This window comes from Polaromonas sp. YR568, assembly GCF_943369675.1.
Lineage (GTDB): Bacteria > Pseudomonadota > Gammaproteobacteria > Burkholderiales > Burkholderiaceae_C > Polaromonas.
The window spans coordinates 144,206-157,198 of sequence record NZ_CALROB020000001.1 but is presented as its reverse complement, the minus strand read 5'-3'; the positions used below and the strand labels follow the sequence as shown (position 1 = coordinate 157,198).

The 12,993-nt window shown below is 63.4% G+C and carries 12 protein-coding genes; 7 read left to right on the top strand and 5 right to left on the bottom strand.

All coding sequences use genetic code 11. From position 1 onward, the window contains the following. Positions 1–64: 64 nt before the first annotated feature. Together ACLV8F_RS00725 and ACLV8F_RS00720 are read right to left on the bottom strand one after the other, a co-directional pair. A complete protein-coding gene (locus ACLV8F_RS00725; RefSeq protein ID WP_411882331.1) occupies positions 65–493 on the bottom strand; it encodes an ExbD/TolR family protein in 429 nt (142 codons plus the stop codon). Further along, the gene (locus tag ACLV8F_RS00720; RefSeq protein ID WP_411882330.1) at positions 490–1,131 is read right to left on the bottom strand and encodes a MotA/TolQ/ExbB proton channel family protein; all 642 of its coding nucleotides are present in this window, start codon (positions 1,129–1,131) and stop codon (positions 490–492) included. Before ACLV8F_RS00720 ends, ACLV8F_RS00725 begins: the two co-directional genes overlap by 4 nt. 343 nt (positions 1,132–1,474) lie before the next feature. On the opposite strand from ACLV8F_RS00720, the gene xseA reads away from it, so the two are divergent. Both xseA and ACLV8F_RS00710 read left to right on the top strand, forming a co-directional pair. After that, positions 1,475–2,794: an exodeoxyribonuclease VII large subunit gene (gene xseA / locus ACLV8F_RS00715; RefSeq protein WP_411882329.1), complete on the top strand. Its 1,320-nt coding sequence runs from the start codon at positions 1,475–1,477 to the stop codon at positions 2,792–2,794. A 69-nt stretch (positions 2,795–2,863) separates the two neighbouring features. Beyond that, the gene (locus ACLV8F_RS00710) at positions 2,864–3,445 is read left to right on the top strand and encodes a Fe-Mn family superoxide dismutase (protein ID WP_007872493.1); all 582 of its coding nucleotides are present in this window, start codon (positions 2,864–2,866) and stop codon (positions 3,443–3,445) included. An 80-nt stretch (positions 3,446–3,525) separates the two neighbouring features. Here ACLV8F_RS00710 and ACLV8F_RS00705 read toward each other — a convergent pair whose 3' ends face one another. Further along, entirely contained in the window at positions 3,526–4,008 is a 483-nt protein-coding gene (locus ACLV8F_RS00705; protein ID WP_411882328.1) for a DUF192 domain-containing protein, read from the bottom strand. A gap of 94 nt (positions 4,009–4,102) precedes the next feature. Next, positions 4,103–4,396 carry a cell envelope biogenesis protein TolA gene (locus ACLV8F_RS00700; protein WP_411882327.1) on the bottom strand — a complete coding sequence of 98 codons (294 nt, stop codon included), beginning with the start codon at positions 4,394–4,396 and terminating at the stop codon, positions 4,103–4,105. A gap of 207 nt (positions 4,397–4,603) precedes the next feature. Here ACLV8F_RS00700 and icd point away from each other — a divergent pair, with 207 nt between their 5' ends. The 5 genes from icd (at position 4,604) to sbcB (ending at position 11,867) form a co-directional block, all read left to right on the top strand. Next, on the top strand, positions 4,604–5,857 hold the full coding sequence (gene icd, locus ACLV8F_RS00695) for an NADP-dependent isocitrate dehydrogenase (RefSeq protein WP_411882326.1): 1,254 nt from the start codon (positions 4,604–4,606) through the stop codon (positions 5,855–5,857). A gap of 161 nt (positions 5,858–6,018) precedes the next feature. Next, on the top strand, positions 6,019–6,396 hold the full coding sequence (gene clpS, locus ACLV8F_RS00690; protein WP_411881156.1) for an ATP-dependent Clp protease adapter ClpS: 378 nt from the start codon (positions 6,019–6,021) through the stop codon (positions 6,394–6,396). A gap of 69 nt (positions 6,397–6,465) precedes the next feature. Continuing rightward, entirely contained in the window at positions 6,466–8,802 is a 2,337-nt protein-coding gene (gene clpA / locus ACLV8F_RS00685; protein WP_411882325.1) for an ATP-dependent Clp protease ATP-binding subunit ClpA, read from the top strand. A 121-nt stretch (positions 8,803–8,923) separates the two neighbouring features. Continuing rightward, positions 8,924–10,381: a cardiolipin synthase gene (cls, locus tag ACLV8F_RS00680; RefSeq protein WP_411882324.1), complete on the top strand. Its 1,458-nt coding sequence runs from the start codon at positions 8,924–8,926 to the stop codon at positions 10,379–10,381. Positions 10,382–10,397: 16 nt separating this feature from the next. Further along, a complete protein-coding gene (gene sbcB / locus ACLV8F_RS00675) occupies positions 10,398–11,867 on the top strand; it encodes an exodeoxyribonuclease I (RefSeq protein WP_411882323.1) in 1,470 nt (489 codons plus the stop codon). Between the two features lie 8 nt (positions 11,868–11,875). On the opposite strand, the gene ACLV8F_RS00670 is transcribed toward sbcB, so the two are convergent. Next, complete coding sequence (locus tag ACLV8F_RS00670) at positions 11,876–12,976, bottom strand: saccharopine dehydrogenase family protein (protein WP_411882322.1); 1,101 nt, start codon at positions 12,974–12,976, stop codon at positions 11,876–11,878. Positions 12,977–12,993: the final 17 nt, after the last annotated feature.

The window sequence follows — 12,993 nt, the reverse complement described above, 5'->3', positions numbered from 1 at the left end:
CGCTTGCGGCCATTTCTCGGGAGGGACGGGGAAGGGCGGCTGGGGGCGCCATGCAACGCCGGTCTTATTTTGCCCCGGCCATCGCGGCGCTCTGGGTGGCAAAGGTGATCTGCGTGAGGCCCTGGCGGCGCGCCGCCTCCATGACGGTGATGACCGCCTGGTGCGTGGCGCTGGCATCGGCGCTGATGATGATGACGCTTTCCTTGCCGGCCTTGGCCGCCTCGGCCAGCGCCGCGCCCAGCACCTCGATGCCCCGGCCTTCCACCAGGGTCTTGTTGACCATGTAGCGGCCGTCGCTGCTGACCGCGACGATGACCTCCTTGGGATAGTCGCGCTGCTGCTCGGCATCGGCAACCGGCAGCTTGACCTGGAGCTCTGTGAACTTGCTGTAGGTGGTGGACAGCATCAGGAAGATCAGCACCACGAGCAGCACGTCGATGAAGGGGATCAGGTTGATCTCCGGTTCGTCGTGGGGATGCGGGCGGAAGTTCATTTGCGTAGCGTATTGAGGTGGCGGACAAAGCGCTCGGCCGCCAGTTCCATGCTCAGCAGGTAGCCGTCCACCCGGGCCCGGAAGTAACGCCAGAAGATCAGCGAGGGAATCGCCACCATCAAGCCGAAGGCGGTGTTGTAGAGGGCGATAGAGATGCCCTGCGCCAGTTGCGCCGGGTTGCCGCCACCGGGCGCACCGCCCATGCCGCCGCCGCCGCCTTGGGAGCCGAAGATTTCGATCATGCCGATCACGGTGCCCAAAAGGCCCAGCAGGGGCGCGGCGGACGCAATCGTCGCCAGTGCGGCAAGGTAGCGTTCCAGCTTGTGTGCTGCCTTGCGGCCGGCGCCTTCCAGGATGGAACGCAGGTCGTCTTCGCTGATGCGCGGGTTGGTGTTCAGCGCGCGAAAGCCGCTGGCCAGCACTTCGCCGAGCACCGAGTTTTGTTCAAGCTGCGCCACGACGTCGGGCGAAGGAATGGCGGCGCGGGAGACGGTGATGGCTTCGTCAAGCAGCTTGGGAGGGGCGATTTTGCGGGTTTTGAGGCTGGTAAAGCGCTCGATAACCAGCGCAAGAGCCAAGACGGAACAGGCAACCAAGGGCCAGATAGGCCAGCCTGCGGCTTGTATGATCGAAAACAATGCACATCTCCAAGCAGATAATTTGTGGTGGATTATGGCTTACGGATACTGCAGCGCCGCATGATTGCGGCACATCACGCATGAATGTTTTCAAGATGCTGTTTTTGTCAGACATAGCCCACAGAAGTTGTGGATAACTTTGTGAGCAAGTAAGGGCGATGCATCCGCCAAGCCGCGCCAAATCGTCGATATGACAAAACGATGAAATTTTGAGCAGAATTAAGTTATTCAAAATCAATGAGTTACACGAAGTTATGGCGTCGTCCGCAGGAAACCGCCTCTTTCGCCCACGCAGGACGCCGCTCTGTGGAGTACTGCCCTTGCAAAATCAAGGTGTTTAGCCATGTTTGAGCCATCGGCGCGTCCCGAGAGGCCGATGGCAGCGGGGCGCGAGGTGGGTGTGCGTATCTGGCCCGTGGGCTCCTTGCTGCGCGCGATTGCGGACAGCCTGGAGGCGCGTTTCAACCCGGTGGCCGTGCAGGGAGAGATCAGCGGTTTTTCGCGTGCCGCCAGCGGGCACTGCTACTTTTCCCTCAAGGACGAGCAGGGCCAGGTCCGCTGCGCCATGTTCCGGCGCGCGGCCGGGCTGCTGGATTTTTCCCCGCGCGACGGTCAGTTGGTCGAGTTGCGGGGCCGTCTGGGTGTCTACGAGCCGCGCGGCGAACTGCAATTGGTCGTGGAATCGATGCGGCAGGCCGGGCAAGGCAACCTGTTCGAGCAGTTTCTGCAGCTCAAAGCCAAACTGGAGGCTGAGGGCCTGTTCGAACCAGGCCGAAAACGCCCCTTGCCATTGTTGCCGCGCGCGATCGGCGTGGTCACCTCGCTGGGCGCAGCGGCCCTGCATGACGTCGTGACCGCACTGCAGCGCCGCGTGCCCCATATTCCCGTCGTGATCTACCCGGCCAGCGTGCAGGGCGGGCAGGCCGCGGGCGAGTTGCGTGAGGCCTTGAACAAGGCCTACCAAAGACGCAACCAGGACCGGGTCGACGTAGTGCTGCTGGTGCGCGGCGGCGGCGCCATGGAAGACCTGTGGGCCTTCAATGATGAACAACTCGCGCGCACCATCGTTGCCTCGCCGGTGCCGGTGGTCAGCGGCGTGGGCCATGAAACCGACTTCACCATCGCCGATTTTTGCGCCGACCTGCGCGCGCCCACGCCCACGGCCGCGGCCGAGTTGTGCGCGCAGCCGCAAAGCGTCTGGTTGAGTGCGCTGGACCTGGCCCTGTCGCGCCTGCAAAACGGCGTGGACCGGCAAATGCAGTCGCACAACCAGCGCCTGGACTGGGCGGCGTCCCGGGTCAGCCGGCCTTCCCACCTGGTGACGCGCCAGCATGCCCGCCTGGCCGGCCTGGGGCAAAGCCTGAACCATGCCGTCCGCTCGGCCATGCGGCATGAGAAGCTCAAGCTGCAATCCTTGGCAAGCGACTTTCCGCGCGAGGTGCAGGGCAGCTTGCAGCGCGGCCGGCAGCGAATTGAGCGCGCGCAGTTGCGGCTTGAATTGCTGGACCCGAAACTGGTCCTCAAGCGCGGTTACGCCTGGCTGGCCGACCTGCAGGGGCAGCCCATCACCAGCCCGGACAAGACCCATGAAGGCCAGCCCGTGCGCGCTACCCTTGCGGACGGCGAGGTCGATTTGACCGTTTCTGCGCGCCGCCTCATTTAGTTTTTACAATGGCCCGGACAGCACCCCACCGTTCAACAAAAGTTTATTCATCACCACGAGGAAAAAATCATGGAACACAAGCTCCCCCCACTCCCTTACCCGATCGACGCCCTGGCGCCGCATTACAGCCAGGAAGCCTTTGAATACCACCACGGCAAGCACCACAACGCTTACGTGGTGAACCTCAACAACCTGCAAAAAGGCACCGAGTTCGAATCCATGACGCTCGAAGAGATCGTCAAGAAGTCCAGCGGCGGCGTCTACAACAACGCGGCCCAGATCTGGAACCACACTTTCTTCTGGAGCTGCATGAAGCCCGCCGGCGGCGGCGAGCCCGGCGGCGCGCTGGCCGCGGCCATCAACGCCAAGTTCGGCTCCTACGCCGCGTTCAAAGAAGCTTTCGTCAAATCCGCCGTGGGCAATTTCGGCTCCGGCTGGACCTGGCTGGTCAAGAAAGCCGACGGCACGGTGGACATCGTCAACACCGGCCCGGCCGGCACCCCGCTCACCACCGCAGACAAAGCCCTGCTGACGGTCGACGTCTGGGAGCACGCCTACTACATCGACTACCGCAACCTGCGCCCCAAGTTCGTTGAAACCTTCCTGTCCAACCTCGTCAACTGGAGTTTCGCGGAAGCCAATTTCGCCTGATTGATGGCCCTGGCGCGTTCAGCGCCCCGAAAAAAAGCCGACTTCAAGTCGGCTTTTTTGTTCCCGGACGGGTAGAAATATCAGCGTTTGGCCTCGAACATCGGGCCGCCCAGCTTGCTGCCGGCCTTGATGCCTTTTTTGGCGAACCAGCCCTTGTTCATCTCCAGCACGTAACGCACCGGCTGGGCGGAGCAATGGGCATCCGTGGTCTGCGGCTTCATGTCGGCCAGGTTCACGATGGTGCCGTCGTCCGCCACAAAGGCGGCCGTCAGGGGCAGCAGGGTGTTTTTCATCCAGAAGCATTGCTGGGTGGCTTGCTCGAACACAAAGATCATGCCTTCCTGCTGGGGCATTTCCTTGCGGAACATCAGGCCGGTTTGCCGTTGTTCGGGCGTAAAGGCCACCTGTGCATCAATCAGGTGCATGCCGGCCGACAGCTTGACGCGCTGCAGGTCCATCTGCGGGGCATCCTGCGCCCAGGCACAGAGCGGGGAGAGCAGGGCGGCCAGGGCGAGCGCGCCAAATGCCTTGCCGAAAGACAGGGCGCCGGGTTTTGAAAACATAGAGTCACCACGCATGAAGTTGATCTGCCAGCATAAACGACGCGCATAAAAAATGCCCGCACGCGGCGGGCATTCTGACCGAAGTCACCAGGAATTACTTCTTGGCTTCAGCTTTCTTGGCATCAGCCTTTGCTTTTTTTGCAGCAGCGGCTTCAGCCTTCTTTGCGGCCTTGGCTTCAGCTTTTGCTTTCTTTTCAGCAGCGGCTTTTTCTTTCTTGGCGGTGGCGGCAGCGGCTTTTTCTTCCTTGGTCATCTTGGCTGGCTTGGCAGCTGGGGTGGCGGCAGGAGCAGCGGCAGCAGCGGGAGCGGCTGGGGCAGCGGCAGGAGCTTGTGCGTATGCACCAACGGCGAAGAGGCCAGCGATCAAAGCAGCGAGGATTTTGTTCATTTGGAATTTCCTTGAATAACGTTATTGGAAAAAATACCCCGAACTTCTCGGAGGCCCTTCCGTAACGGAGGCCGTTCACAAGGCGTTGACAGGATGCCCCCAAATTCTTTTGCCCAATGGTTTTACGGCTAGAATTTAGGGGTTTTTACCTAAACTGCTACGCGGCGTTCCTCTCGACGCCCCAGCGCTCACCGGAGACTTCCCTACATGTACCAGCACATCAAAGTGCCTTCCCAAGGCAAGAAAATCACTGTCAACGCCGACAACTCCCTGAACGTGCCTGACGAACCCGTCATTCCGTTCATCGAAGGCGACGGCACCGGCGCCGACATCACGCCGGTCATGTTGAAGGTGGTTGATGCTGCTGTTGCCAAAGCCTACGGCGGCAAGAAGAAGATCCACTGGATGGAAGTGTTCGCTGGTGAAAAGTCGACCAAGGTCTATGGCCCCGACGTGTGGCTGCCTGAAGAAACCCTGCACGCCGTGCGCGATTACGTCGTGTCCATCAAAGGCCCGCTGACGACGCCCGTGGGCGGCGGCATCCGCAGCCTGAACGTCGCGCTGCGCCAGGAACTGGACCTCTACGTCTGTCTGCGTCCCATCCAGTACTTCAAGGGCGTGCCTTCGCCCGTGAAAGAGCCTGAAAAGACCCACATGGTCATCTTCCGCGAAAACTCGGAAGACATCTACGCCGGCATCGAGTTCGAATCCGGCAGCGACAAGGCCAAAAAACTCATCAAGTTCCTGCAGGACGAGATGGGCGTCAAGAAGATCCGCTTCCCGAACACCTCGGGCATCGGCATCAAGCCGGTTTCCAGCGAAGGCACCGAGCGCCTGGTGCGCAAGGCCATCCAGTACGCCATCGACAACGACAAGCCCAGCGTGACCATCGTGCACAAGGGCAACATCATGAAGTTCACCGAAGGCGGCTTCCGTGACTGGGCCTACGCCCTGGCCAAGAAGGAGTTCGGCGCGGTGGAAATCGACGGCGGCCCATGGATGAAGTTCAAGAACCCGAAGACCGGCAAGGAAATCACCATCAAGGACAGCATCGCCGACGCCTTCCTGCAGCAGATCCTGTTGCGCCCGGCTGAATACAGCGTGATCGCCACCTTGAACCTGAACGGCGACTATGTTTCCGACGCGCTGGCGGCCCAGGTCGGCGGCATCGGTATCGCCCCCGGCGCCAACCTGAGCGACACCGTCGCGATGTTTGAAGCCACCCACGGCACGGCACCCAAGTACGCCGGCAAGGATTACGTCAACCCCGGCTCCGAGATTCTCTCGGCCGAGATGATGCTGCGCCACATGGGCTGGACCGAAGCGGCCGACCTGATCATCAGCTCTATGGAAAAATCCATCGACTCCAAGAAGGTCACCTATGACTTCGCGCGCCTCATGGAAGGCGCCACGCAGGTCAGCTGCTCCGGTTTCGGCCAGGTCATGATCGACCACATGTAAAGCAGGCCCAGCCTTCCGTTTTGGAACCGCCCGGGAGCAATCCCGAGGCGGTTTTTTCATGTTCGCGAAATAAGCTAAAAAATCACGCTTGAATGTCGCGTTCCCGCCACCAATTTCCCTATCAGGCGCACTGGACTACATCGGTGGCTAGAATGAAATCCATGGCAACCAAGTCTCCCAAAACCCCCAACACTCCGGCGCAGCCCCCAGTGCCCGCCGTCAGGCCGGACAACGGCAACGGAGGGGAGTCGGTCGTGCTGGAGCGCCGGCCGCAAAAGACCAAGCCGCCGCAGATGTACCAGGTGGTGCTGCTCAACGACGATTACACCCCCATGGAGTTCGTGGTGGTGGTGATCCAGGAGTTCTTCAACAAGGACCGGGAAACCGCCACGCAGATCATGCTGAAGATCCACCTGGACGGTAAAGGCGTCTGCGGGGTTTTCTCCAAAGACGTGGCAGCCACCAAGGTCGACCAGGTCACCGAAGCCGCCCGCAAGAACGGCCATCCGCTGCAGTGTGTCAGCGAGCCCATTGAATAATCGCAAATCCCGCCAATATTCGAGCTATAAGTCAGTTAAGTTAACCCAAGCAAGCCGAAAGGAAGATCAATGATTGCCCAGGAATTAGAAGTCAGCTTGCACATGGCGTTTGTCGAGGCGCGCCAGCAGCGCCACGAGTTCATCACCGTTGAGCACCTCCTGCTTGCCTTGCTGGACAACCCCAGTGCCGCCGAAGTGCTGCGCGCCTGCTCCGCCAACGTGGATGACTTGCGCAAGTCCCTTGCCAACTTCATCAAGGACAACACCCCGCAGGTGGCGGGCACCGACGACGTCGACACGCAACCCACGCTGGGCTTCCAGCGCGTGATCCAGCGCGCCATCATGCACGTGCAGTCCACCGGCAACGGCAAGAAGGAAGTCACCGGCGCCAACGTGCTGGTCGCCATCTTCGGCGAAAAAGACTCGCACGCCGTGTATTACCTCCACCAGCAAGGCGTCACCCGCCTGGACGTGGTGAACTTCATCGCCCACGGCATCAAGAAGAGCGACCCGCCCGAGCCCGCCAAGGCCGGCGAGAGCGCGGCCGAGAACGAAGAAGGCGGCGAGAAGAACGAAAAAGCCTCTCCGCTCGAGCAATTCACCGTCAACCTGAACCAGCTCGCCAAGGAAGGCAAGATCGATCCGCTGATCGGCCGCCAGTACGAGGTCGAGCGCGTCATCCAGATCCTCTGCCGCCGCCGCAAGAACAACCCGCTGCTGGTCGGCGAGGCCGGCGTGGGCAAGACCGCCATCGCCGAGGGCCTGGCCTGGCGCATCACGCAAAAAGACGTACCCGAAATCCTGGCCGAAGCCAATGTGTATTCGCTCGACATGGGCGCTTTGCTCGCGGGCACCAAATACCGCGGCGACTTCGAGCAGCGCCTGAAGGGCGTGCTCAAGGCACTCAAGGACAAGCCCAACGGCATCCTTTTCATCGACGAAATCCACACGCTGATCGGTGCCGGTGCGGCCTCGGGCGGCACCCTGGACGCGTCCAACCTGCTCAAACCCGCGCTCAGCTCGGGCCAGCTCAAGTGCATAGGCGCGACCACCTTCACCGAATACCGCGGTATCTTCGAAAAAGACGCGGCCCTGTCGCGCCGCTTCCAGAAGGTCGACGTGGTCGAGCCGACCGTGCAGGAAACCGTCGACATCCTCAAGGGCCTGAAGTCGCGCTTTGAAGAGCACCACAGCGTCAAGTACGCCATGGCCGCCCTGCAGGCAGCTGCCGAGCTCAGCGCCAAGTACATCAACGACCGCCACCTGCCCGACAAGGCAATTGACGTCATCGATGAAGCCGGCGCCGCACAGCGCATCCTGCCCGCGTCCAAACGCAAGAAGATCATCAGCAAGGCCGAGGTCGAAGAGATCGTGGCCAAGATCGCCCGCATCCCGCCCGCCAACGTGTCCAACGACGACCGCGGCAAGCTCAAGACGCTGGAACGCGACCTGAAAAGCGTGGTTTTCGGCCAGGACAAGGCGCTTGACGTGCTCTCGTCCGCCGTCAAGATGGCGCGCTCGGGCCTGGGCAAGGACGACAAGCCGATCGGCTCGTTCCTGTTCTCCGGCCCCACGGGCGTCGGCAAGACGGAAGCTGCCAAGCAGCTGGCCTACATCATGGGCATCGAGCTGATCCGCTTCGACATGTCCGAGTACATGGAGCGCCATGCCGTGAGCCGCCTGATTGGCGCGCCCCCGGGCTACGTCGGTTTCGACCAGGGCGGCCTGCTGACCGAGGCCATCACCAAGAAACCGCATGCCGTGCTGCTACTCGACGAGATCGAAAAGGCGCACCCGGACATCTTCAACGTGCTGCTGCAGGTCATGGACCACGGCACGCTGACGGACAACAACGGGCGCAAGGCCGATTTCCGCAACGTCATCATCGTCATGACCACCAATGCCGGTGCAGAGACGATGAACAAGGCGACGATAGGCTTTACCAACCCGCGCGAGTCCGGCGACGAGATGGCCGACATCAAGCGCCTGTTCACGCCCGAGTTCCGCAACCGCCTGGATGCGACCGTGAGCTTCAAGGCGCTCGATGAAACCGTCATCCTGCGCGTGGTCGACAAGTTCCTGCTGCAGCTCGAAACCCAGCTGGCCGAGAAGAAGGTGGAAGTCACCTTCACCGACACGCTGCGCAAGTACCTCGGCAAGAAGGGCTTCGATCCGCTGATGGGCGCGCGCCCGATGCAGCGCCTGATCCAGGACACGATCCGCCGCGCGCTGGCCGACGAACTGCTGTTCGGCCGCCTGATCGACGGCGGGCGCCTGACGGTCGACATGAAAGTGACGACCGACGAAAAAGGCGTGGAGACCGGCGAGGTCGAGCTCGACATCCAGCCGCTGCCCAAGAAAGAGGGCAAGGCCAAGCCCGAAGCCGAGGCGGCTGAGACCAACTGAGGCAGCGAGCCAGGGCGCTGATTTTTCAGTCGCCCCAAAGCAAGCCCCAAAAGGCCGGTAGCATCACGCTATCGGCCTTTTTTCATGCCCGCCAGCGCCGCCAACCCCACCAGATCCTGCCTTGACGCTTCCCGAACTCAGCTCCGAATGGAAAACCGGCCTCTCCCTGGCCTGGAGTGCCTACATCGCGGTGCTCTCCATCTGGATCGTGATGCAAAAGCGCGCCCCGGTGTCCACCATGAGCTGGATACTCTCGCTGGCCTTGTTGCCCTTCGCGGGCTTCGTCATCTACTACTTCCTCGGGCCTCAGCGCCTGAAGAAGCAGCGGCTCAAGCGACTGCGCAGCCGCGCTCACGAACGCGGCGACGCCGACCTGGCGCTGCTGCGCGAGGCGGCCGCCAGGGCGCCCGAAGCCTTGCGGCAGATGGCCGCCCTGGGCACGGCCGCCTGCGGCCTGCCGGTGTCCAGCGCGACCTCGGTCGAGCTGCTTTCGGGCGGCGCGCGCACCTTCGACAGCATCTTCGAGGCGGTGCGCGGGGCGCGCCACCACATCCACCTTGAGTACTACATCTTCGAGCCCGACCAGATCGGCACCCTGCTGCGCGACCTGCTGGTGGAAAAAGCCGGGCAGGGCGTCACCGTGCGCCTGTTGGTCGATGCGCTTGGCTCCCAGCGCCTGGGCCGAAAGTTCCTGGCGCCGCTGCAGGATGCCGGCGGCCACGTCGCGTTTTTCCACGACACCCGCATAGGCCGGCGGCTGCGGCCGGTCACCAACTACCGCACCCACCGCAAGATCGTGGTCTGCGACGGCAGCATCGGCTTTACCGGCGGCGTCAACATCACCGATGAAGAAGACAGGCGCACCCGGCGCGACGCCTACCACGACGTGCACCTGCGCATTGAGGGCAGCGCCGTGCGCTGGCTGCAGACCACCTTCCTGGAAGACTGGGCCTACACAACCGGCGAGCACCTGAACGACGCCCGACCCGGCCTGCCGCATCTTTTGCCGCAACTGCCGCCCGACGAAGAGGCCGGCGACATCCCGGTGCAAATCATCACCAGCGGGCCCGACACTTCGCTCGAGCCCATACACCGAATGCATGTCGCGGCCATCAATGCCTCCTGCAAGCGCGCCTGGCTGACCACGCCGTACTTCGTGCCCGGCGAGCCCGCGCTGATGGCTCTGACCAGCGCCGCGCTGCGCGGCGTTGACGTGCGCCTGCTGGTGCCGCGCCGCAGCGACAGCTTTGTCGTCAGCGCCGCCGCGCGCTCCTACTACGACGAGCTGATCGCCGCCGGCGTCAAGGTCTGGGAGTACAAGGCCCGCATGCTGCATTCCAAGACTTTGGTGGTCGACGACCACTGCGCCATGGCCGGCACCGCCAATTTCGACAACCGCAGCTTCCGCCTGAACTTCGAGGTGATGGCGGTGGTCTACGGCCCCGCGCTGGCCGGGCCGCTGGCCGCGCAGTTCAAAACCGACCTGCGCAGCGCCACCCCCGTGCGCGCCAACAGGCGGCAGAGCTTCCTGATGCGGCTGGCCGACGCCACGGCGCGGTTGTTCTCACCCTTGCTTTAATCCTTCCAAGACCCTCATGGCCTCCCACACCTTTCTCTGGCACGACTACGAGACCTTCGGCATCAACCCCCGGCGCGACCGGCCCGCGCAGTTCGCCGGCATACGCACCGACGCCGAACTCAATGAAATCGGTGAGCCGCTGATGATTTACTGCAAACCCGCCGCCGATTACCTGCCCGACCCGGAGTCCTGCCTGCTGACAGGCATCACCCCCCAGTTGTGCCTGGAGCGCGGCGTGGCCGAGCACGAATTCGCAGCCCGCATCGAGGCCGTGCTGGCCGAGCCCGGCACCATAGGCGTGGGCTACAACACCATCCGCTTCGACGACGAGGTCACGCGCCACCTGTTCTGGCGCAACCTGATGGACCCTTATGCGCGCGAATGGCAGAACGACTGCGGCCGCTGGGATCTGCTCGACGTGGTGCGCATGTGCTACGCCTTGCGGCCCGAAGGCATCGTCTGGCCGCGCAAGCCCGACGAGCGCTTTCCGAATGACCCGAAGGCGACCCGCCCCAGCTTCAAGCTAGAAGACCTGGCGCGCGCCAACGGCCTCATGCATGACGCGGCGCACGATGCGCTCTCCGACGTGCGCGCCACCATCGCGCTGGCGCGCCTGATCCGCCAGGCCCAGCCCAAGTTGTTTGACTTCGCCCTCAGCCTGCACAAGAAAGACCGCGTCGCCGCCGAACTCGGCCTGCCCACCAGCCCGCAGACGGCCCAGCCCTTCCTGCACATCTCCGGCATGTTCCCGCCCGAGCGCGGCTGCCTGGGCGTCATGTGGCCGCTGGCCACGCACCCCAGCAACAAAAACGAGCTGCTGGCCTGGGACCTGTCGCAAGACCCCAGCGAGCTGCCGCTGCTCGACGTCGCCACGCTGCGCCAGCGCCTCTTCAGCAAATCCGCCGACCTGCCCGAGGGCGTGCAGCGCCTGCCCATCAAGTCCGTGCACCTGAACAAGTCGCCCATGGTGGTGCGCAAGCTGGCCACCCTGACGCCCGAGATGGCGGCCCAATGGGGTGTGGACATAAACGCCGCCCTGCGCAACGCCGAAAAAGCCGCCGGCCTGCCCGACATGAGCGCCATCTGGCCGGAAGTCTTTGAGCGCCCCAGGGCCGGCACGCCCGACGTCGACGAAGACCTCTATGGCGGCTTCATCAACAACACCGACCGGCGCCGCCTGAACCAGTTGCGCGCACTGTCGCCCGCCGAACTGGCCCACAGCCGCACCGGCTTTGACGACGAACGCCTCGAAGAAATACTGTTCCGCTATCGCGCCCGCAATTTCCCCGAAACCCTGTCGCCCGAAGATGCCGAACGCTGGGAGGCGCACCGCGTGGCCTGGCTGCTGGAGGGCGAGGGCGGGGCGCGCAATGTGGATGCGCTGTTCGCGCGGATCGACACGCTCTCGGAAACCGCCGACGAGCGCGGCGAGGCGATCCTGGGCGCGCTGTATGACTATGCCGAGGCGATTGCGCCCGATCTTTGACGCCGGCGTCAGGCTGCGGCGCGTTCGGCCGGGTGCTCGGCATAAGCCCTGCCGAAACGATTCGCCAGGAAATCCCCCAGCGCGATCTCCTCCTGCCTCACAAATCCCCGCGCCGGCAGCTTCCCCGCTGCCAGCAGGTCCAGCACCGTGCAGATGCCTGCCGCGGTCGTAATCTGGATCGCGCTGCGCAGCACGCCGTCCACCGCCTGGCTGTAGACCTTGTGGGCATAGGTCTCCTGCATGAGGCGGCCGTCGCGCTGGCCGCTCACGGTGACAAATACGATCACCACATCCTGCAGCGTCACCGGCAGCGCGTTTTCCAGCAGGTCTTTCAGCACATGGCGGCGCTCGCGCAGGCGCAGGTCGTTCAGCAGCACCTTCATGATGGCCGCGTGGCCGGGGTAGCGAATCGTTTTGTAGTTGAGGTGGGTGACCTTGCCCTGCAGCGTCTCGCACAGCGTGCCCAGCCCGCCCGAGGTGTTGAAGGCCTCATAGGTCACGCCGTCCAGCGAGAACTCCTCGTGTTCGGCCAGCGGCGGCACCTGGCGCAGCACGCCTTCGACAATCGCCTCGCAGGGCTCGCAGTACTCGTTGATGACGCCGTCGGTGCTCCAGGTCAGGTTGTAGTTGAGCGCGTTCGACGGGAAGCGCGGCAGCGCGCCCACCCGCATGCGCACGCTGTGCAGGCTGTCAAAACGCCGGCACAGGTCGGCCGCGACGATGGAGACAAAACCCGGCGCCAGGCCGCACTGCGGGACCAGCGCTGAACGTGCATCGGCCGCCAGCTCCTTCACGCGCCGCGTGCTGGCCACGTCTTCCGTGAGATCCAGGTAGTGCACGCCCTGGGCCACGGCGGCCTCGGCGATCGGTGTGGTCAGGTGGAAGGGCGCGGCGCTGAGCACCGCGTACTGGCCTTGCAGCGCCGCGCGCAGGGCCGCCGGGTCGGTGATGTCCAGCGCCAGCCGCTGCACGCGCGGGCCGCTCTTGATGCCGGCCAGCGCCGCCGGCGACGCGTCGGCCACCGTCACTGAATAGTCGCCGGTGGCACTCAGCAAAGCGGCAATGGCCGAGCCGATTTTTCCGGCGCCTGCAACCATGATCTTTTTCATGATGTCTCCTTGGGGTT